Here is a 17,069-nt window from a genome sequence, read left to right on the forward strand (position 1 = left end):
TTTGCAACAGAACCCTGACAGTTTAGCAGCAGACAAAGGAATCTTTGCCGTATTGAATGTCATCATCGGAATCAATGGTTTTGTCTGGAACGGTACACTAGCAATCGCCGGATTGATCTTTGCCTTTTCTTGGGGGTATAATCTTGCCCGAGCTTATGGAGTAAATGATCTAGCTGGGGGGATCGTTGGTTTAGCTACCTTGATTCAAGGTATTTCCTTTGGTCCAGCATTATCAGCAGCATTAGATGTGAATGTTCCTTCAAATGTCGCAGATGCAATCAATAGTTCTGAGATTGGTGCAACGATTGCAGATGGCACACTGTCAGTTGGATTATGGGGTTGGCTAAAACTAGATCATTTGAATGGAAACGCTTATTTTACAGTTATGATCATGGGAGCTATTTCAGTCATTATTTTTTGTAAATTGATGCTTGCCAACATTACGATCAAAATGCCTGATTCAGTACCACCAGCAGTATCTAAAGCATTTGCAGCCATTTTACCAGCGACGATCGCTTTATACGTCATTGCTATTATCAATTATATCGTAGGTCGTGTAGCTGATGGGCAACTGATCATTGATTTGGTGCAAAAATATATTGCAGAACCATTCCTAGGATTATCTCAAGGGTTGGGAGCAGTATTGATCGTCACAGTATTTGTTCAAGTATTCTGGTTCTTTGGTATTCATGGACCAAATGTATTGGCACCAGTGCTAGAGGGAATCTGGGGACAAGCACAACTAATCAATATTGATATTTTCCAAAAAGGTTATAACGGAAAAACTGGTACACCAGCCGTGTTAGATGCAATCGAAGATGGAAAAGCTTATATGTGGGTCCGCGGATCGTTCGATGCTTTTGCATGGTTTGGCGGATCAGGCGGAACGATCGTCTTACTGATAGCTATCTTGATTTTCTCTAAACGTGCAGATTATCTAACAGTAGCTAAATTATCCATTGGGCCTGGTATCTTCAATATCAACGAACCAGTGATGTTTGGTCTGCCAATCGTATTGAATGCAATCATGTTTATCCCATTCTTGATTGCTCCAGTAGTAGCAACAGCAATTGGATGGACAGCTACTTATCTTGGCCTAGTCGCTCCGGTATCGCAGCAAGTCACATGGGTAGTACCGCCGTTCTTATTGTCATTCTTAGCAACAGGAGCGGATTGGCGGGCACCGATCGTAACATTAGTATGTATGGTCGTGACTTTCTTGATTTGGGCACCATTTGTCATCTCTGCAAACAAAATGGACCCTGCCGCAGGCGAACAACAATAAGATGAACGTGAGGAGCGGGACGCTTTAAGTTTCGTTCCTCATAATGAATTTTCGAGGAGGAACTGAAATGATTACAATTGCCAGTGCAATGCAACAAGATGAAATCAAAGAATTGTTAGAAGGATACAATGAAGAAGGAATGACTTTTACATTTAAAGAAAAACAAGGAATCAAGCTGTTCTTTGAAACAAGTGCAGAAGATCCGGAAGTTGCGGCTAAAAAAGCAAAGGAACTAATCAAAGCACAGCCTTGGGGAACAGTCCTTTATTTTCAATCAACAGCTGTTTAGAAAATGGTTTAAAAAGATAGGATGGTTGAGATGATAAAAAACGGTTTATTTTTATGTAGTATTGGTTCTTTGATCGTGTTGTATAGTTTGAATCCACATTCGCAAAGGTATGATTTGTATAGTATGGTCACAGGTCTTTTTCTAACAGGATTAGGAATCTATTTCTTCATGAAGGGGAAAAAAAGAGAAGAAGCAAAGGAGAAAAATAACTAATGGAAATCACGAAAAAATTAAATATTCCAGCATCGTTTTTTTACGATAAAGTTATGGACTCTGTCCTTTTCGATGTACGTAAAGCGACCGGCAAATCAGTAACTAGAAAACAGCTGAAAAATTTGGAGTACGTCAAACAATTCTCGCAAAATAACCGGGCTCGCATAAAAATCGAAGAAGTCATTGAAAACCAGTCTTATAAGTTTCGTACATCGACAACGAAGAATGAATTCGTCGTTCATTATCAAATCAAACCATTGGACGATTCGACCTGTGAGGTTCATTACACAGAAAAAATGGAGTCTTATGGCATGCTTCAAAAGTTGAATGATATGCTTTTAGGAACAATCTTGATGTATTTTAAACGGAGACGTTTCAAAAAAATGCTAGATATGATCGAAGCAACGTATTAAATCAATGAAACATGGTACTATTTAGTTATTGAAAAATGAAGTAAGCTAGAAGGAATTTTTCATAGGAAGATAGATCTTTCCTGCGAATCCTCACTAGCTTTTTTGTAGGAAGGGGCAGCAAAATGACAAACAAAGTAAGAGAGCTAGGTGTATCTTCGATTGAGGAAATGTTTGATTTAGCCACTTATGCATTTAATGGGGCAGATACACCTGAAAGGCGAGAACGTTTTCGTACACTTGCGGAGAATTCTTGGAATTACGGATTTTTTGATGAGGAGGATCGGCTAACAAGTCAAGTCATGGCGACCCCTTTTCCAGTGAATTTTTACGGACAAGAGTACCTAATGGCCGGCATTGGCTATGTTGCTTCTTATCCAGAAGCAAGGGGACAAGGCGGGATCAATCAGATCATGGAAAAGATCCTTGAAGATTGCCGTGATCGTAAAGTAAGCTTATCTTATCTGGCGCCATTCTCCTATCCCTTCTATCGGCGCTATGGCTATGAACAATCATTTGATAAAATCAGTTATCAACTAAACAGTCGTGATGTGCCGTTTATCAAAAAAAAATCTGGAAAAATAAAGCGTATGGATTTTGAAGATGCAAAAGCTGCAATCAGAAGAATTTATGAACAGATGCCGGAAAACCAACGAGCTGGTCTGAAGCGCGAAGACTGGTGGTATACGTATAAATTCAAGCAAAAAGGCAATTACCAGTTTGCTTTGCATTTTGATGATAATGAGGAAGCAACGGGATATATCGTTTATCAGCTTGCAACGTCTTCCTTTATTATTGCGGAGTGGGGATTTTTGGATCATGATGCTTTTTGCAGCCTTGTTCGCTTCGTAAGTTCTCACAATGGTGCTTTTGAAACATTTGAATATTCATGCGGCTACGGCGGTAATGATCAAAATTATCTATTAGAAAATCCATTTGCTTCTGTAATGATCACACCTTATATGATGGCGAGGATCGTAGATATTTCTTTGTTTTTGGAAAATTATCCATTTAAAAAGAGACAAGCTGCATTTGCCCTACAAATAGAAGAAGATCATTATGCGAAATGGAATGAAGGAATCGTGGAAGTAACAATCGAAAATGGAAAAAATCATCTCTCAAAAGTAGAACAAACAAAACTCCCAATCGTTCGAGGAAGTATCCAACATATCACGCAGCTATTATTAGGGTATCGTAAAGTGGAAGAGTTGGTATTCCAAGAAAGAATACAGGTGACAAAAGAATATGAAGAAACGTTAAGCTCAATCTTGCCACAGCAACAGCCAATTCTTAATGACTATTTTTGATAAAAAACGGGTGATGACAATATTTTTGTCACCACCCTTTTGTTTTTCATTTGGCATTTGAAGGAAAATGTTAAAGTAAATCCTCTTTTTTCGTAAATTTGAATTTTTTGTTTTCTTTTGTTTTAGGGTTTTCTTTTTTGTGGTCTTGGATTGCTTCTTTCGTAATCTTTTCCCGATTTTTTTTAGATGAATCTAAGCGTTCTGCGTATACTTTTTCTTTTGGCTTATCATTCATTGGAAAGGACCTCCCTACATTATTTCATTCTACCTCTAGTTTATCATCTGTTAAGGACTAGTGGAAACGTTTTGCCTAACTTATAAGCTGATTTTTTTAGCAGATAAGCTTGCAAGTAAAAAACAAACAAGCTACAATTGATTTATTGAAATTGTTCCTGTAGCTCAGTAGGATAGAGCAATCGCCTCCTAAGCGATAGGTCGCTGGTTCAATTCCAGTCAGGAACGTATAAATAACCCCTGTATCCTTTGCGGTACAGGGGTTTGTTTTGTATTTGTGCCAAAAATGTGCCAAACTAGTTATCATTTTTATATAAACTATCGAACACAGTATTGATTTTTTCTTTATCCTGATCTTCAAGCTCTCGAACAATATGAAGATAAGTAGACATTGTAGTTTCTAAACTGCTATGTCCTAAACGTTTCGATACGCTAAGTATATTTACTCCTTGATAAAGTAAAATAGATGCATGTGTATGCCTTAGTCCATGCAAAGTAAATTGCTTTTCAATCCCTAATTCTTTTAATTTTTTGCGCAAATATTTGCTGACGGCGTTTGATGAAACTAATCCATTTTTTAAGTTGAAAAAAACAAAATTATGAGGGTTTTTGATTTCAAAATTCTCGAATAATTCTTTTTGATTGATTTTAAACTTTTTTAAGAGATCAATCGTATGTTTATCAATGGAAATTTTCCTATTTGAAGTTTCGTTTTTTGTTTTTCCCCATTCATTTAATTTATAATTCCATGTTTTATTAATAGTGATGATTTGATCTTCGAAATCGATATCTTCCCATGTTAATCCTAGAAGTTCAGCAAATCGCATTCCAGTGGCACCAGCAACTAACACGAGCATAGGAGAAGAGTACTGCGCAGAAAGGTTTTCTTCTACGAGTTTCATTAAAGATTTAAATTGATCATAATCTAAATATTTATCTTCTTTTGGCTTCAATGAATCTTTTCCTTTGATTACTGCTTTTCTAGTTGGATCAAACGGAATTAATCCTTCTTCTACGGCATCTTTCAACGACGCTCTAATATGGTTATTAAACTTAATAACGGTAGATTTTACATGGTCTTTAGCATACTTATTTAAAAAGCGTTGATATCCCACTCTATCTAAATCAGAAATCAATACCGCTGGCATATATTTCTTTATGTTCATTAACGTATCTTCGTATTTTCTATAAGTGATAGGAGATACTGTTCCTTCTTTATAAAGTTGCATCCAATCCTCAAAGTAATCTGATAATAATAGATTTTTGCGATCCCCTTTAAGGCCTTTGTTCAAGTTATATTCTAATTCGTTGGCGGCATCTTTTGCTTCTCCTTTTGTCTTAAATCCTGATTTTCTTATCTTCGTGTATTTTCCGTCATCTTTTTTGTATGAAATTTCGTATTGCCAACTATTTCCACGTTTGACTAATCTTGCCATAATTGAATCAGCTCTCTTTCTCTGATACAATAGGAACTATAAAGAAGCCCATTGTTTGGGTTTTATTATTTTTTGCACATCCTTTTTGCTTGCCGGCGCAAGGATGTGCTATTTGTCGTTTTAATGGTATAATTGGATGTGTATTAGATCATCCAATCAGAGGTGTTTATTATGATTAAAGTGATTTTTAAAAGAATAACTGAACTTCCAGAGTTTAGATTATTTGTTGATTATTGGTATGTCTGGTTTTTTATTGTTGCATTGCTGATAGGTCTAGATGTCATATTAGAAAGAAAACTTAAGTAAGAGTTGAGTTAATAAATTGAATTCCTAAATGAGATATTTTGTAGCCCATATTTTGTTTGCCGACATCACCTAATACTATGGAGCTAATCGTTTTTTCTAACAGACCAAAATCAGATAATCTATTTAAGCTACCATCTATTAGCTCTTGTGAATAGCCAGACATGCTGATATTTCCAGTGAAATTTTCGTTTCCACGACTCATTAAGCATGCTAACAATTGAATCTCAATCGATGTTAATTGATTCAGTACAAGAAGATAATACTCCTCGTTATCCCATGAAGCGTTGTTAATTCGAAGTAAACAATTCTTATAAAGATTTTTATACATATCTATTTTATTTTGTGCCTTTGATTTTTCTACCTCGTCATTTATCCCTTCGAATATTCCAATGAGTTGGTCCTTGTTCTCTAAGTTGAAAACATCTTCTGGAATTTGATCGCGAATGTTTTCTAATGATTCGTTTAAATTTTTGTAGAATTTCTCGATGCGTTTGAAACGCTTCTCGTTTTTAGACCCAAAAATAAAGTGACTGCACAACGCCACCAATATAAGGAATTGCTCCAATACCGCCTTCAACTATTAATTCAAGATATTCTTTTTTGGTTAGTTTTTCATTGCTATTATCCATAGTTACCTCCTATTTTGTCATTTCCTTTACAAGCATTGTGACTCCTGATGGCACTCTTTTGTATAGGTTTTATTATTGTGCACAATCTAACTCTTAGTGGGGCGTGGTTCATTTATTTTTTACTTACTTTACTATTAATCATATCCCATTGAGCATAGGATTTTTCTATGTTCGATCCTCTTGAACTAATTTCTCCTGTAAAAGTTACTTTATCGCCCTTTGTAAAGGTATCAGCATTGTTTAAGTCCTTCGCAAAAATTACATATGAAACTTTAGGTGTTGCAGAAATATCATTCCAACTTTTATCATCGTACTCTTTGTCTGCTATAATGGCTATTCTAGTAGTCATTGATTCGATAACAGTTCCTTCAAAAGTATATGTTTTACCACTAATATATTTAGTAAAAGCTGTATTTTGCTCAGTAGCTGGAGTAATAGAATAATAACTATCTAAGAAAGCACCCCAGTCATGATTATTTGTCTCTAAAAATTCTTCAAATTGAGTTAGGCTTTTATTGCTGCTGTTAGATGTAGTAGTTTGAGTATCAGATGATGAGCTTTCCTGTTTGTTATTGTCATTTGCCTCGTTTGATGAGGAAAGCGAGAAACCTACGGTAGTAAAAATAATCCCGATAATAAGGAGAATCATAGGTGTTTTCTTATTTGTTTTTTTGATAAATCTTACAATTAACATGATTAAACCTATAATAAATAAAACAATACCAGTAAAACCAAATATACCGTCCATTAATAGATCCTCTTTCTCTTTTGATATTGAATATTATAAACCAAGCAATTCTTTTTTCTTAAAATCGAATTCTTCTTGATTAATAATCCCTTCATCTAACAACTCTTTATACTTTTTAATTTCATCTGCACTTGAAATTTGTGTTTCTTTGGAATTATTATCTAATATAGATTGTTGCTTCTCTATATATTTTTTTAAATTTTCCATTTCATTCCAATATTTTTTTGTAAACATAACGGTGTTTTCATCTTTCGTGGCCGCTAATATACCTCCGCGACTTTCGTTTCCGCCTAGCAAGGTAAATTGTATATAACCATTACTCATACCTGGTTTTTTTAATTGTACGGCTGATATATTTTTAAAGGGGATAGTTTTTTCTCCTTTAATACCTTGATTAACTAAATTTATAAATCCTTTTCTAATAATTGAAATAGAATCATCAGTTACTTTAATCAAGGTTTTTCCTGGAGATTTTATTAAAATCTCTTTTTCCATTTTTTCTTCCTCATTTCTGTGATATGATTTTTTTTGTAGAAGCTCATATATGAGGAAAGAGCCCGTGTTGCAGCACGGGCTTTTTTAATGTTTTGCTGAAATCGGTTTTTTTAATAATTCTTGATGTATTCATACATATTGCCTTGCGTAAGAATATTTTTTCTTAAAATAGCATTGGCAGACAGCATAACAAGTGTATCTGAGCTTATTCTGAATAGAATAATACTCCATAAATTTTTCGAGATTAAACTGAGATTTATCAGTCAGTTCGTTCTCAATATAGATATTTAATAAAATTAGAATAGCTATTTTATCTGCTTCTGTTTCAAATTTTGAGTGAAAAGTTGTAGAAGTATCGTACAAAACTGAAAATTCAAAATGAGAGGCGCTGAAATGTGCAAGTTCATGAGATAAATGAAAGGCTTCTGCAGTTTCACCGTATAGATTTTCATTCAAAAAAATGATTCTGGGTTTTGGATAGTAGAAACCAGGCTCTTTCATCTCCATATAAACTACTTTCAAATTGTATTCGCTCAACATTTCTTTCAATTTCAAATACATACAAACCATCACTCCAACTATTCATTTTCCTCTAAAGCTTTAGCAATTGCAATCGCTTTACGCATTGTCTCCTTAGATATTTCTTTTCCATCAAAAGAAAAAACAGTATCGTCTTCTGATAAATCCACATGTTTAGGGGTTTCTCTTTCTTCTCTACCTAGAAGGTAGTCTACAGAGACATCGAAATAGTCAGCAATCCGACTTAATTCATCTGAATTAGGAGTATTATTTTTCCACTTTGCTAGATAACCGTTAGAATATCCAAAATTAATTTCTAACTGCCGTATAGATATCTTTTTCCTCTTCGCCAAGTCTTTTATTATTTCATAGGTATTCATCGATAAAACAACCTTTCTAAATGTTTACAAAAAAAGTTTAGAAAAATACGCAGAAATAATTTGACTAATTCTGAGTAATGAGCTATACTATATCTTGTAAACAGATTTAACAACTAAAAAGACAACAAAAAACACTATTGATATGTAAATGCAGACCGCCAAGAAAGCTTTAAAATCAATGTTTTTATGTCTTATTTAATTATGCTCTTAGTATAGAGTATTACTCAGATACTGTCAATTGAATTTAGAAAAAAGTTGTTAAATTTGTTTACGAATATAAAAGAAAGGAATGAGAAATATGAACACACCGCAAATTTTTAATTTCGAACAAAACGAAGTTCGGACAATTTTAGTAAATGATGAACCATATTTTGTAGGCAAAGACGTTGCGAGTGTTTTGGGTTATTCAAACACTAAAGATGCTTTGTCGCGGCATGTAGATTTGGAAGATAAGATGGGGTCGCGAATCACGACCTCAGGTCAATCAAGAGAGATGACAATCATCAACGAATCTGGTTTGTACAGTTTAATCTTAAAATCAAAACTTCCCTCTGCCAAAAAATTTAAACGTTGGGTAACAAGTGAAGTGTTGCCAGCAATTAGAAAACATGGAGGTTATCTAACTCCAGAAAAAGTAGAAGAAGCTTTGCTTAATCCAGATACAATCATTCAATTAGCAACTCAACTAAAAGAAGAAAGAACTGGAAGATTAATCGCAGAACAAAAGATTGCAGAGTACGAACCTAAAATCTCCTATTTAGATAGCATATTATCTTCTACAGATTCAGTAACAATTAGTCAGATTGCAGCAGATTATGGGATGTCTCCACAACAGATGAATAAATTACTTCATAAACTAGGTATTCAGAAAAAAGTCGGTAACCAATGGTTATTGTGCAAAAAACACATGAACCAAGGATACACAAAATCTCATACAACTGAGATCCCGAAAGCCGATGGTGGCACTAAAATTGTAATGAATACCAAATGGACACAGAAAGGGCGTCTATTTATCTACGAATTACTAAAAAAAGAAGGATATTACCCTCAAATGGATTTAGAGGAAATTGGTTAGAAAGGAGTTTTAGTATGACTGACATTGCAGAAATCACTCAACGAGATAGAGAAAAAATCAAAGAATATGTCGAAAGTTCAAAGTTCTTAACTTACACCATGCTTGCTGAAAGATTTGGAATTAGCAAAAGCTACTTATCTTTAATTTTAAACGGTAAAAAGACTTCTGCAGAAGCAAACAGAATTATAGATTCGATTATCACTATGTACGAATTGTAAAGGGAGGAACAGCTAATGCAATATCTAGAAGCAAAAATCCCAATTCCAGAAGGCTATGTAATTATCTCCCAAGTGGATTATGAGGAGTTAAAAAAAGCTGATGATACTGGTAGATGGATGACGTTGCCAGAAGTGCTAGAACGGATTAACAGAAAATATGATTGGTTTACTTCTAGAGTTTTAAAGAACCCAAGATATAGAAATATTATCGATATCGAGAAAAACAAAAATGGATTTGTCTATTATCCAGTTGAAGGAAGAGACACATATCTATTTTTAAGAAGTAAAACACTTGAATTTTTAGAAACAAATTTTTCGGAAATCTTAAGGAGGCAAGCGGATGGGAAAATTTAATAGAGCGCTAGTGTTCAGCGCACCGCTAATCATCTACGCTTTAGGACTTTGGGGAAGCAGGCAAGCGTTGATAGGAACGATTGTTTACATGGTTTGGATTTTTATGGGGCTTGATGAAGCTGAAGCTGAGTACAGAGCGAAAAAGCCAACCGAGGGGGCTGACTAAAAATGAATAGAAAAGAGAAACTAGAATGTATATTACTATTACTCAGTTTAATTCTTTCACTAATTTCTCTATTGGGAAGTTTGTATTTTTGATATCAACAATTTTGTGGATTTGGGTTCTATTTAGAGTAAATATCATTTTTGTTTGGTGATTAAGGAGTTTATTAAAATTAATTTTCCCTACTTCAAATGCAAGGTAACAAGATATAGCACTTTTAGGAGGAATATTTAGCGGTACAGCTTCAGAGTATATTCTATTATCATCGACTGATCCTCCTTTAGCAATTAATTTCTTAAATGGAGTAGCTGACCATCTGCGGTTTAAGTTAGCGGATGAAAGTTCTAAATTAACTAACATAGCTGGTTCTGTTGAATAGTTAGAAATGATTACTTTTGTATAAATCATATCTGCAGCGAAGTAAGAAGCATTAAGTTCAACTTCTAGTTGAGGGCGCATTCCTTTTATTTTTATCCCTGTTAAAAACGTACTCAATATAAAACTTATTATTGACATCCATTGAAAAATTGTTAAGTGAAAAAAATTCAAAATAAACACCACCAGTTTTTAACTAAATTATACCAAAAAGGAGAGAAGAAATAATGCAAGAATTAGTAATTTTGAAAAATAAAGAAGCTGTGACTACGAGCTTACAAGTGGCAGAAAGCTTCGAGAAAAAACATCAACATGTTTTAAGAGATATTGATGCACTAAAAAAAGATGTGTCCAATTTTGGACAGATGTTTGTAGAAGGTAATGAACCAGATTCATATGGCAGAAATCGACGAGTTTTCTTCATTAGTAGAGATGGATTTTTCTTGCTGGCTATGGGGTTTACAGGAAAGAAAGCTATCTACTTCAAACAAAAATACATTGAAGCATTCAACGAAATGGAAGATGTTATTCGCAAGAATACTGTTCCTCAAACAATTGAAGATATGATGATCTATCAATTAGAAGAAATGAAAGATGTTAAAAAAGATGTTTCCATGCTTAAAGATACTATGCGAATTAGCGGACAACAAGAGTTTGAAATTAAGCAAAAAGGAAATATGAAAGTTATGGGAGTTCTAGGGGGAAAAGAAAGCCGAGCTTATGAAGAAATCAGCAAAAAAGTATTCTCAAAATTTTGGTCTGAATTTAAACGTACCTTTTCAATCCCAAGATATGGCGAGTTACCTCGTAAGAGATTCGATGATGCTGTTTCATTTATTGAAATGTGGTTGCCAGAAACTGCGATCCGTATGGAAATTGATCAACTGAACAGACAACAGAGACTTTTTGGTGATGACAATGAATAGAGCTGAAGCGCTAAGAATAGGGACGGCAATTGCTAATTGCTGGTGGAAATACTATAAACCAATCATCCTAAGCCAACAACATATTGACAAGCAAAAAGCATGGCAACAAATAAAAAAGTGACTCCGCCGGCAAGCAAAGAGTCACAAAGAAAACACATCATAAGGAGATTTTAGCATATGGAAAAAGAACTTTCCACTCTAGATCAATATTTGATTGATCCTGATTGGGGCAAGCCGAAAATTGAGGAAACAAGTGGTCGAAAAATCAGACGAAATCTTTTGACGAATGAAGAACTAGCTTGGGATCAAGATGATTTAGGCAACCATGTAACTATTTGGGATCATGTTTATCTTATCCATCTATCGAAGCATTCGAATAAACCTGAATATATTTACGTCATCGAAGATGGCTTGATTGATGCGCTAGAAGAGTACGACAGAGATAACTTGATTGATATCTCTTATTACGGACCAGGTAAGAAATACATTGCTGAAATGGAGGCAGAATTTGATGAGTGAAATCAAAGGGACAACGAACTTTGAAAAACTTTTTAGTCGTAAGTTAAATAAAATTCTCAAGAAAAAAGGAAATTTTGATTATTTATCTTGGGCTCACGCGTGGGAGATTATGAAAAAGAATGATCCACAGGCAACGGTAACTATTAATGAGTACAAACACTACAGGGTTGTTTCTGGAACTCATCAAGACTTTCTTGTTGAGGAATATAAACCTTTTCTTATGGATGAAACTGGGACTTATGTATCTGTCTCAGTAACGGTTAAAGGACACACGGAAACCGAATTATTTCCTGTTTTAGATTATCGAAACCAACCAGTTGTTAAACCAAATGCAATGCAAATCAATAACTCATTGAAGCGATGCTTTGTGAAAGCATTGGCTCTACACGGACTGGGATTATATGTATTTCAAGGGGAAGATATTCCAACACCACCTAGAATCGATACAAAGAAATTAAACATGCTAGAGACGATTCTAGAAGCTTTCAATGAGCAGATGGGTAAAGATATGACCAAAACCTTAATCGAATATGTTAATGAGCAGACAGATAAATTAGGGCTCTTAGCTGATAACGTTGAAACTATTGAACAGTTAAGCTATGAGCAATGTGCCTTGATGGAGCGAGCAATAGCAGCTAAGAGAAAAGAATTAGATAAGAAGTGATATGAGTGTTTAAACCATTAATCGATTCATATTCAGCGGTTCTGAAAAAGTTCAAAGGAAAAGACATAAGCGCAACCATCAATGAGGAAGTGAACATTGATCGACTAAAGACGATGTATGACGGCTACGATGGTGATCGAGTCATTGAAATTCGTTTTATTGATCCTAGACGTTTCACCGTACAGCAACGAAACTTCATCTATGCGCTGATAGGCGATATTTTTATCGATACAGGCATGCCAACGGACTTCTGGAAGGAATTCTTCTACTTTCGTTTTGAAGGTGTCACAGGGCGCAAAATAAGCCTGAAAGACGAATCGAATACAACTGTGAGTGATGCCAATGTCTTAGCAAATATCATCTTAGATTTCATCTTTGAACATCATATTCCTTTCAAAGAAGGCTATGAGATTTTACCTGCGAATCAAGAATATTACTTCTACAAATGCATCACAAAAAGAGTCTGCTGCATCTGTGGCAAAACAGGAGCTGACATCGATCACTTTGACAAAGCGCTAGGAAGACGAAAGCGCAAAGAAGTTGATCATGCAGAGTACACATTTGCAGCACTCTGCAGAATCCATCACACAGAGAAGCACAAAATAGGTGTGATTAATTTCAAAAATAAATATCAAATCAAAGGGATCAAATTAAACCAGAAAACAATCAAAAAGTTAAATATTGGAGGGTAAAAATGACAGAACATCGAAGTTATTATGCGATTATACCAGCCAACGTAAGGTACGACAAAAGACTTAAACCAAATACTAAGTTGTTATACGGAGAGATAACGGCCTTGTGTAATGAAAGAGGCTTTTGTTGGGCAGGCAATGAGTACTTTGCAGATTTATATGGTGTGAATAAAGAGACCATATCGCGATGGGTAAGTGATTTGATTAAGTTTGGATACTTGAATCGGGAAATCATTTACAAAGAGGGTACCAATCAAATAATCAATAGGTACCTACGAATTAATCAATACCCTATTGACGAAAAACGCAATACCCCTATTGACGAAAAAGTCAAAGATAATAATACATCTATTAATAATACATTTAATAATACAAAAGAATATATAAGAGAGTTACCGCCTTCGAAAAAATCGAAGGCTAAGCCCGTCCGTCATAAATACGGAGAGTATAAAAATGTTCTTTTGTCAGATGAGCAGATGGAGAAACTCAAAACAGAATTCCCTAATGATTACCAAGAGCGAATCGAACGACTGTCAGAGTATTGTGAATCATCTGGTAAGACTTATAAAAACTATTTGGCAACTATTCGAAGTTGGGCAAGGAAAGAAAAAAGTGAACCTAAGAACGCAAGCAGTGGATACAAGCGCACAGGAAGACGAGAGAAGCTTCCTGAATGGGCAATCGACCAAGAAGCCTATCTCAAGAAAAAAGCGCTAGAACGAGCTAATAGACAATCAAAAGCACCATTCTAAGAGGTGGAAAAATGAAGATCGATTATCTAGAACTAATTAATGAAATAGCGAATTATAAAAAGGGCGAGGAATTAGACGTCCTGAGAGACGTATATGATCAACTCGAAGAAGCTGGAATTGAAGGAATTAAGAATGATCGTTCGAGTTGGAGTAAGCTCAGATACTATTTCGCACTTTATATCGATACAACACAATTAAGAAATTTAGCATATACCAAATTACTATTTGTTGATTGTGTTAAAGGCTTGCAAAAACATCTTAATGAACTTGAGCAGGTGTAATCAGATGGACCTAAAGACATTTACAGCACAGATTGAACTAATGCATCAAGAAGCTTTAAGACAAAGTGTATCGTACGAAGACAAGTGGCTCAACACGTTCCATGGCGGACGTGAGAGCGCACTTGATCAAGTACTCAAATTACTGAAAGGAGAATGTCGGGATGGATAAGAAAGCGGCAATGCAGCGAATTATCGAATTGACTTATTCAGAAGATTGGCAAAATGACAAAGAAGCTGCTTCAGAAGTGATGAGGCTTGGAAGAGCGATGTGGGCAGACAAGAGCAACAAGCCAAGACCACGAAAAATCGCAATTTGGCACGGTGACAAACTTCTAGTGATAGGGACAGCTGAACAGTTAGCAAGTCTCACAGGCTTGCACGAGAAAATCGTGAGGAAAAGAGCAAGGTGTGGCTACACAGACGCTAAGAAGAGAACGTTTAGATACGTGGAGGAATCATCATGACAACAGAAGAAGTGATTCAAATGCGTATTCGAAGCCTTCAGCGTGAGATTGACGATCTGGAACGAACAAAGGCAGTGATGGTCAATGAAACGGCGAGAAAGGCAATCGATTTGCACATAGAGAATTTAAGAAGGGAAATCCATCGATTGGAGGAATGAGCGTGGATAAGAAAGCAGCAATGAAAAGAATTGCTGAATTAACCAAGTCAGAATCTTGGCAAGAAGACAAAGAAATAGTTGCAGAAGTCCAAAAGCTCGGTAAATCAATGTGGACTGAAAAGCCCAAACGGAGAACGCCGAGAAAAATTGCAATCTGGCATGATGACCGAATTTTAGTAACAGGTACTGCTGAACAGTTATCTGAAATTACTGGATTAAGCAAAAACATTATCTGGGATAGAGCTAGGAGCTTATGGATTGATTCAAAAGGACGACAGTTTAGGTATGTGGAGGAGAGATAATGGATCTCATTACACAATACAGTGACATCATCCTCAAGAAAATCATGATGAAGATTCAGAAAGATAAAAAATCAAAAGAACGAGCTGAATTAGTTAAGTTAGAAATGGCTGAAACAGGAGCAGGAGTGCGAAGTAGCAGGCATTGGAAAGCAGCAGCAAACATTGAATTTTATTACAACGAAATTCAAAAAGGGTTCGATCAGATGCGTGAGCTGGATCGGCAAACAAATTGGAGCAAGAAACTTCATCAAGATCGTTTCAAATTTGTAGAGAAGTATAAAGAAATATTAGAAGAGTATTTGAGGAGGACAGCAAATGATAAAAAAACTCGTTCAATTCAGCATGGATTTATATGATATCGAATCAGGAGCAACACTATCTGTGGAATCGGACCATCTAATCATAAATTTTGGTGGAAAGCGCCAGATTATTTTGTGGGTAGTTGATGATGTACTGTTTCCAGAAATTGTTCATGATTTCGAAGAATCAAAAGCGGTTGAGTTTGAAATAGTGAAAAAAGTAATGGAATTGATTGAAAAATACGAGGAGGACAGCGAATGATACCGAAGTTTAGAGCGTGGGATAAACGAAAGAACGTAATGAGAGATGTAGCCGTCTTGCATTTTACTAAAAACGGCAAAACAAACTTTATTGAATATTGGATAAATCCTACCGAATTGAAATCATATCACGTGCGAAACATCGACCTCATGCAATCCACAGGAATGAAAGATAAGAATGGTGTGGATATATTTGAAGGGGATATAGTATTAGTCAGCGTGCGAAATGGCTTCGATTACTTAGATAATAAAGTCTGTATTGTCAAAAATTCAATAGATTATTCCGGATTAGTTTGTGCCACTGTTGATGAAGACTTAGAGTATCAAATTTTTAACACAGAGCTGTTTGAAGAATACACGTACGAAGTCACCGGAAATATATACGAGAATAGCGAGTTATTGGAGGAACAGCGATGAATAAACAGGAAGCAATCAAAAAGTTAGAAAGTATTAAAGCGATAGGAAATGATGCAATAGCTGCTTGCTATAACGAGAGTATAAATTCAGGTATTACGTTAATGAAAAAAATAGACGAACCGCAGAAACCAGTTATTCCACAACTCGTGGCCGGTTGGCTTGAGAAATCTACGGACCCTTTTACAAAAGCTGAAAAAATAGCGTATTTAATCAAATCTAAAGATGGTGATTCATATTATTTCTGTGATTGGTTTGTACGAGATGGCATAGTGACGCAAGAGCAAGGAGAAGAATTACTCGCTTGGGCAACAAGACAATCATATGAAACACTATTGAGCCTATACAACGGCTACGAGGTTGAGAAAGAGCCGTTATGGGCAATAAAGAATGCCGATGGAAACTATCTTACTAAATGTGCTTTATGGGGAAAAGATGGAGTAAATTATAGTTTTGAATGCAATCCATCTCATCGATTGCTTTTCACTGATAAAGCAACAGCGGATGCTGCAGCATTGTTGGTGAATGGAACAGTGGAAGAGGTGGTAGAAAGATGAAACTAAAAGACGGATTTTACGCTAGCAGTCACGGTATCGGCGGTTTAATGCTAGATATGCCGACAAAGAACCCTAAAACACGCAAGAAATCAAAATTCAAAGTAGGTGACATGGTCCGCTGTGAAGCAGAAGAGTTCGTTTATCCGTTCAGAGGATACGTTAAAAAGATACTGTCAAACTCAGCAATCATTCGTATTGAAAATACAATGAAGTGTGATCGTTCGACTGCAAAACACAAGCATTATTTAGCTGTAGCGAGATTAGTTGACATGGAAGTAATCAAGAGCAAATAAAAAAAGCCGGATCGCTCCGACTGATTCAATAAATCCAACACATTTATTATA

The 17,069-nt window shown here is 35.5% G+C and carries 30 protein-coding genes, 1 tRNA gene and 2 pseudogenes; 25 read left to right on the forward strand and 8 right to left on the reverse strand.

Annotated features, from left to right (window positions below):
- Window positions 1–16 precede the first annotated feature (16 nt).
- From ACIFUW_RS03840 to ACIFUW_RS03860, 5 genes and pseudogenes are all read left to right on the forward strand, one after another.
- Window positions 17–1,285 (forward strand): annotated as a pseudogene (locus ACIFUW_RS03840) (PTS sugar transporter subunit IIC); the annotation flags it as partial.
- A gap of 67 nt (window positions 1,286–1,352) precedes the next feature.
- Window positions 1,353–1,574 carry a hypothetical protein gene (locus tag ACIFUW_RS03845; RefSeq protein WP_002286598.1) on the forward strand — a complete coding sequence of 74 codons (222 nt, stop codon included), beginning with the start codon at window positions 1,353–1,355 and terminating at the stop codon, window positions 1,572–1,574.
- 30 nt (window positions 1,575–1,604) lie between these two features.
- Window positions 1,605–1,787, forward strand: a complete 183-nt coding sequence (locus ACIFUW_RS03850) for a DUF3188 domain-containing protein (RefSeq protein ID WP_002286596.1) — start codon at window positions 1,605–1,607, stop codon at window positions 1,785–1,787.
- Entirely contained in the window at window positions 1,787–2,200 is a 414-nt protein-coding gene (locus tag ACIFUW_RS03855) for a DUF3284 domain-containing protein (protein ID WP_002286592.1), read from the forward strand. The genes ACIFUW_RS03850 and ACIFUW_RS03855 overlap by 1 nt, the downstream gene beginning before the upstream one ends.
- Before the next feature lie 122 nt (window positions 2,201–2,322).
- Window positions 2,323–3,504: a GNAT family N-acetyltransferase gene (locus ACIFUW_RS03860; protein WP_002286589.1), complete on the forward strand. Its 1,182-nt coding sequence runs from the start codon at window positions 2,323–2,325 to the stop codon at window positions 3,502–3,504.
- Between the two features lie 70 nt (window positions 3,505–3,574).
- On the opposite strand, the gene ACIFUW_RS03865 is transcribed toward ACIFUW_RS03860, so the two are convergent.
- Window positions 3,575–3,739, reverse strand: coding sequence for a hypothetical protein (locus ACIFUW_RS03865; protein WP_002286676.1), 165 nt, complete (start codon window positions 3,737–3,739; stop codon window positions 3,575–3,577).
- A 153-nt stretch (window positions 3,740–3,892) separates the two neighbouring features.
- On the opposite strand from ACIFUW_RS03865, the gene ACIFUW_RS03870 reads away from it, so the two are divergent.
- Window positions 3,893–3,966 (forward strand) — tRNA-Arg (locus ACIFUW_RS03870).
- A gap of 68 nt (window positions 3,967–4,034) precedes the next feature.
- Here the strand turns inward: ACIFUW_RS03870 and ACIFUW_RS03875 are convergent.
- From ACIFUW_RS03875 to ACIFUW_RS03900, 6 genes and pseudogenes are all read right to left on the reverse strand, one after another.
- Window positions 4,035–5,174 carry a site-specific integrase gene (locus ACIFUW_RS03875; RefSeq protein WP_002286587.1) on the reverse strand — a complete coding sequence of 380 codons (1,140 nt, stop codon included), beginning with the start codon at window positions 5,172–5,174 and terminating at the stop codon, window positions 4,035–4,037.
- A gap of 298 nt (window positions 5,175–5,472) precedes the next feature.
- Window positions 5,473–6,109 (reverse strand): annotated as a pseudogene (locus ACIFUW_RS03880) (hypothetical protein).
- A 112-nt stretch (window positions 6,110–6,221) separates the two neighbouring features.
- A complete protein-coding gene (locus ACIFUW_RS03885) occupies window positions 6,222–6,857 on the reverse strand; it encodes a hypothetical protein (RefSeq protein WP_002296616.1) in 636 nt (211 codons plus the stop codon).
- A gap of 33 nt (window positions 6,858–6,890) precedes the next feature.
- Window positions 6,891–7,352, reverse strand: a complete 462-nt coding sequence (locus tag ACIFUW_RS03890) for a DUF4429 domain-containing protein (protein WP_002303013.1) — start codon at window positions 7,350–7,352, stop codon at window positions 6,891–6,893.
- Window positions 7,353–7,481: 129 nt separating this feature from the next.
- On the reverse strand, window positions 7,482–7,913 hold the full coding sequence (locus tag ACIFUW_RS03895) for an ImmA/IrrE family metallo-endopeptidase (protein WP_002348715.1): 432 nt from the start codon (window positions 7,911–7,913) through the stop codon (window positions 7,482–7,484).
- 17 nt (window positions 7,914–7,930) lie between these two features.
- Window positions 7,931–8,251, reverse strand: coding sequence for a helix-turn-helix domain-containing protein (locus ACIFUW_RS03900; RefSeq protein ID WP_002296612.1), 321 nt, complete (start codon window positions 8,249–8,251; stop codon window positions 7,931–7,933).
- 298 nt (window positions 8,252–8,549) lie between these two features.
- Here ACIFUW_RS03900 and ACIFUW_RS03905 point away from each other — a divergent pair, with 298 nt between their 5' ends.
- Genes ACIFUW_RS03905 through ACIFUW_RS03920 form a run of 4 tightly spaced genes read left to right on the forward strand, consistent with a single transcriptional unit; the run spans window position 8,550 to window position 10,064 of the window.
- A complete protein-coding gene (locus tag ACIFUW_RS03905) occupies window positions 8,550–9,326 on the forward strand; it encodes a phage antirepressor KilAC domain-containing protein (protein ID WP_002290310.1) in 777 nt (258 codons plus the stop codon).
- A 14-nt stretch (window positions 9,327–9,340) separates the two neighbouring features.
- On the forward strand, window positions 9,341–9,544 hold the full coding sequence (locus ACIFUW_RS03910) for a helix-turn-helix domain-containing protein (RefSeq protein WP_002296611.1): 204 nt from the start codon (window positions 9,341–9,343) through the stop codon (window positions 9,542–9,544).
- Between the two features lie 15 nt (window positions 9,545–9,559).
- The gene (locus ACIFUW_RS03915) at window positions 9,560–9,898 is read left to right on the forward strand and encodes a DUF771 domain-containing protein (protein WP_002286573.1); all 339 of its coding nucleotides are present in this window, start codon (window positions 9,560–9,562) and stop codon (window positions 9,896–9,898) included.
- A complete protein-coding gene (locus ACIFUW_RS03920) occupies window positions 9,885–10,064 on the forward strand; it encodes a hypothetical protein (RefSeq protein ID WP_002296610.1) in 180 nt (59 codons plus the stop codon). The genes ACIFUW_RS03915 and ACIFUW_RS03920 overlap by 14 nt, the downstream gene beginning before the upstream one ends.
- Before the next feature lie 42 nt (window positions 10,065–10,106).
- Here ACIFUW_RS03920 and ACIFUW_RS03925 read toward each other — a convergent pair whose 3' ends face one another.
- A complete protein-coding gene (locus tag ACIFUW_RS03925) occupies window positions 10,107–10,577 on the reverse strand; it encodes a hypothetical protein (protein ID WP_002286568.1) in 471 nt (156 codons plus the stop codon).
- 86 nt (window positions 10,578–10,663) lie between these two features.
- On the opposite strand from ACIFUW_RS03925, the gene ACIFUW_RS03930 reads away from it, so the two are divergent.
- The 15 genes from ACIFUW_RS03930 to ACIFUW_RS04000 all read left to right on the forward strand — a co-directional run bounded on the left by ACIFUW_RS03930 (window position 10,664) and on the right by ACIFUW_RS04000 (window position 17,018).
- A complete protein-coding gene (locus ACIFUW_RS03930) occupies window positions 10,664–11,362 on the forward strand; it encodes a Rha family transcriptional regulator (RefSeq protein WP_002286562.1) in 699 nt (232 codons plus the stop codon).
- A gap of 177 nt (window positions 11,363–11,539) precedes the next feature.
- A complete protein-coding gene (locus ACIFUW_RS03935) occupies window positions 11,540–11,881 on the forward strand; it encodes a hypothetical protein (protein WP_002286559.1) in 342 nt (113 codons plus the stop codon).
- Window positions 11,874–12,545: a DUF1071 domain-containing protein gene (locus ACIFUW_RS03940; protein ID WP_002286557.1), complete on the forward strand. Its 672-nt coding sequence runs from the start codon at window positions 11,874–11,876 to the stop codon at window positions 12,543–12,545. The genes ACIFUW_RS03935 and ACIFUW_RS03940 overlap by 8 nt, the downstream gene beginning before the upstream one ends.
- A gap of 5 nt (window positions 12,546–12,550) precedes the next feature.
- Window positions 12,551–13,237 (forward strand): putative HNHc nuclease, encoded by a 687-nt coding sequence (locus ACIFUW_RS03945; protein ID WP_002286553.1) that lies wholly within the window; start codon window positions 12,551–12,553, stop codon window positions 13,235–13,237.
- A gap of 2 nt (window positions 13,238–13,239) precedes the next feature.
- On the forward strand, window positions 13,240–13,989 hold the full coding sequence (locus ACIFUW_RS03950) for a helix-turn-helix domain-containing protein (RefSeq protein ID WP_002286552.1): 750 nt from the start codon (window positions 13,240–13,242) through the stop codon (window positions 13,987–13,989).
- A gap of 11 nt (window positions 13,990–14,000) precedes the next feature.
- Window positions 14,001–14,270, forward strand: a complete 270-nt coding sequence (locus ACIFUW_RS03955) for a hypothetical protein (RefSeq protein WP_002286696.1) — start codon at window positions 14,001–14,003, stop codon at window positions 14,268–14,270.
- A gap of 4 nt (window positions 14,271–14,274) precedes the next feature.
- Complete coding sequence (locus ACIFUW_RS03960; protein WP_002296607.1) at window positions 14,275–14,439, forward strand: hypothetical protein; 165 nt, start codon at window positions 14,275–14,277, stop codon at window positions 14,437–14,439.
- Entirely contained in the window at window positions 14,432–14,734 is a 303-nt protein-coding gene (locus ACIFUW_RS03965; protein WP_002286695.1) for a hypothetical protein, read from the forward strand. Before ACIFUW_RS03960 ends, ACIFUW_RS03965 begins: the two co-directional genes overlap by 8 nt.
- Window positions 14,731–14,892: an antitoxin gene (locus ACIFUW_RS03970; RefSeq protein ID WP_002296606.1), complete on the forward strand. Its 162-nt coding sequence runs from the start codon at window positions 14,731–14,733 to the stop codon at window positions 14,890–14,892. The genes ACIFUW_RS03965 and ACIFUW_RS03970 overlap by 4 nt, the downstream gene beginning before the upstream one ends.
- The gene (locus ACIFUW_RS03975) at window positions 14,889–15,194 is read left to right on the forward strand and encodes a hypothetical protein (RefSeq protein WP_002286694.1); all 306 of its coding nucleotides are present in this window, start codon (window positions 14,889–14,891) and stop codon (window positions 15,192–15,194) included. The genes ACIFUW_RS03970 and ACIFUW_RS03975 overlap by 4 nt, the downstream gene beginning before the upstream one ends.
- Window positions 15,194–15,550 carry a DUF1140 family protein gene (locus ACIFUW_RS03980; protein WP_002286550.1) on the forward strand — a complete coding sequence of 119 codons (357 nt, stop codon included), beginning with the start codon at window positions 15,194–15,196 and terminating at the stop codon, window positions 15,548–15,550. The genes ACIFUW_RS03975 and ACIFUW_RS03980 overlap by 1 nt, the downstream gene beginning before the upstream one ends.
- The gene (locus ACIFUW_RS03985; RefSeq protein WP_002296604.1) at window positions 15,510–15,755 is read left to right on the forward strand and encodes a hypothetical protein; all 246 of its coding nucleotides are present in this window, start codon (window positions 15,510–15,512) and stop codon (window positions 15,753–15,755) included. The genes ACIFUW_RS03980 and ACIFUW_RS03985 overlap by 41 nt, the downstream gene beginning before the upstream one ends.
- Window positions 15,752–16,171: a YopX family protein gene (locus ACIFUW_RS03990; RefSeq protein WP_002286547.1), complete on the forward strand. Its 420-nt coding sequence runs from the start codon at window positions 15,752–15,754 to the stop codon at window positions 16,169–16,171. Before ACIFUW_RS03985 ends, ACIFUW_RS03990 begins: the two co-directional genes overlap by 4 nt.
- Window positions 16,168–16,725: a DUF1642 domain-containing protein gene (locus ACIFUW_RS03995; RefSeq protein WP_002286545.1), complete on the forward strand. Its 558-nt coding sequence runs from the start codon at window positions 16,168–16,170 to the stop codon at window positions 16,723–16,725. Before ACIFUW_RS03990 ends, ACIFUW_RS03995 begins: the two co-directional genes overlap by 4 nt.
- Entirely contained in the window at window positions 16,722–17,018 is a 297-nt protein-coding gene (locus ACIFUW_RS04000; protein WP_002286693.1) for a hypothetical protein, read from the forward strand. Before ACIFUW_RS03995 ends, ACIFUW_RS04000 begins: the two co-directional genes overlap by 4 nt.
- Window positions 17,019–17,069 lie beyond the last annotated feature (51 nt).

The organism is Enterococcus sp. PLH-Efm8 (assembly GCF_053011625.1).

Bases quoted from the DNA above. Each gene is read 5' to 3' on its own strand.
- ACIFUW_RS03845 (WP_002286598.1), top strand. From the start codon at position 1,353: ATGATTACAATTGCCAGTGCAATGCAACAAGATGAAATCAAAGAATTG.
- ACIFUW_RS03850 (WP_002286596.1), top strand. From the start codon at position 1,605: ATGATAAAAAACGGTTTATTTTTATGTAGTATTGGTTCTTTGATCGTG.
- ACIFUW_RS03855 (WP_002286592.1), top strand. From the start codon at position 1,787: ATGGAAATCACGAAAAAATTAAATATTCCAGCATCGTTTTTTTACGAT.
- ACIFUW_RS03860 (WP_002286589.1), top strand. From the start codon at position 2,323: ATGACAAACAAAGTAAGAGAGCTAGGTGTATCTTCGATTGAGGAAATG.
- ACIFUW_RS03865 (WP_002286676.1), bottom strand. From the start codon at position 3,739: ATGAATGATAAGCCAAAAGAAAAAGTATACGCAGAACGCTTAGATTCA.
- ACIFUW_RS03875 (WP_002286587.1), bottom strand. From the start codon at position 5,174: ATGGCAAGATTAGTCAAACGTGGAAATAGTTGGCAATACGAAATTTCA.
- ACIFUW_RS03885 (WP_002296616.1), bottom strand. From the start codon at position 6,857: ATGGACGGTATATTTGGTTTTACTGGTATTGTTTTATTTATTATAGGT.
- ACIFUW_RS03890 (WP_002303013.1), bottom strand. From the start codon at position 7,352: ATGGAAAAAGAGATTTTAATAAAATCTCCAGGAAAAACCTTGATTAAA.
- ACIFUW_RS03895 (WP_002348715.1), bottom strand. From the start codon at position 7,913: ATGTATTTGAAATTGAAAGAAATGTTGAGCGAATACAATTTGAAAGTA.
- ACIFUW_RS03900 (WP_002296612.1), bottom strand. From the start codon at position 8,251: ATGAATACCTATGAAATAATAAAAGACTTGGCGAAGAGGAAAAAGATA.
- ACIFUW_RS03905 (WP_002290310.1), top strand. From the start codon at position 8,550: ATGAACACACCGCAAATTTTTAATTTCGAACAAAACGAAGTTCGGACA.
- ACIFUW_RS03910 (WP_002296611.1), top strand. From the start codon at position 9,341: ATGACTGACATTGCAGAAATCACTCAACGAGATAGAGAAAAAATCAAA.
- ACIFUW_RS03915 (WP_002286573.1), top strand. From the start codon at position 9,560: ATGCAATATCTAGAAGCAAAAATCCCAATTCCAGAAGGCTATGTAATT.
- ACIFUW_RS03920 (WP_002296610.1), top strand. From the start codon at position 9,885: ATGGGAAAATTTAATAGAGCGCTAGTGTTCAGCGCACCGCTAATCATC.
- ACIFUW_RS03925 (WP_002286568.1), bottom strand. From the start codon at position 10,577: ATGTCAATAATAAGTTTTATATTGAGTACGTTTTTAACAGGGATAAAA.
- ACIFUW_RS03930 (WP_002286562.1), top strand. From the start codon at position 10,664: ATGCAAGAATTAGTAATTTTGAAAAATAAAGAAGCTGTGACTACGAGC.
- ACIFUW_RS03935 (WP_002286559.1), top strand. From the start codon at position 11,540: ATGGAAAAAGAACTTTCCACTCTAGATCAATATTTGATTGATCCTGAT.
- ACIFUW_RS03940 (WP_002286557.1), top strand. From the start codon at position 11,874: ATGAGTGAAATCAAAGGGACAACGAACTTTGAAAAACTTTTTAGTCGT.
- ACIFUW_RS03950 (WP_002286552.1), top strand. From the start codon at position 13,240: ATGACAGAACATCGAAGTTATTATGCGATTATACCAGCCAACGTAAGG.
- ACIFUW_RS03955 (WP_002286696.1), top strand. From the start codon at position 14,001: ATGAAGATCGATTATCTAGAACTAATTAATGAAATAGCGAATTATAAA.
- ACIFUW_RS03960 (WP_002296607.1), top strand. From the start codon at position 14,275: ATGGACCTAAAGACATTTACAGCACAGATTGAACTAATGCATCAAGAA.
- ACIFUW_RS03965 (WP_002286695.1), top strand. From the start codon at position 14,432: ATGGATAAGAAAGCGGCAATGCAGCGAATTATCGAATTGACTTATTCA.
- ACIFUW_RS03970 (WP_002296606.1), top strand. From the start codon at position 14,731: ATGACAACAGAAGAAGTGATTCAAATGCGTATTCGAAGCCTTCAGCGT.
- ACIFUW_RS03975 (WP_002286694.1), top strand. From the start codon at position 14,889: ATGAGCGTGGATAAGAAAGCAGCAATGAAAAGAATTGCTGAATTAACC.
- ACIFUW_RS03980 (WP_002286550.1), top strand. From the start codon at position 15,194: ATGGATCTCATTACACAATACAGTGACATCATCCTCAAGAAAATCATG.
- ACIFUW_RS03985 (WP_002296604.1), top strand. From the start codon at position 15,510: ATGATAAAAAAACTCGTTCAATTCAGCATGGATTTATATGATATCGAA.
- ACIFUW_RS03990 (WP_002286547.1), top strand. From the start codon at position 15,752: ATGATACCGAAGTTTAGAGCGTGGGATAAACGAAAGAACGTAATGAGA.
- ACIFUW_RS03995 (WP_002286545.1), top strand. From the start codon at position 16,168: ATGAATAAACAGGAAGCAATCAAAAAGTTAGAAAGTATTAAAGCGATA.
- ACIFUW_RS04000 (WP_002286693.1), top strand. From the start codon at position 16,722: ATGAAACTAAAAGACGGATTTTACGCTAGCAGTCACGGTATCGGCGGT.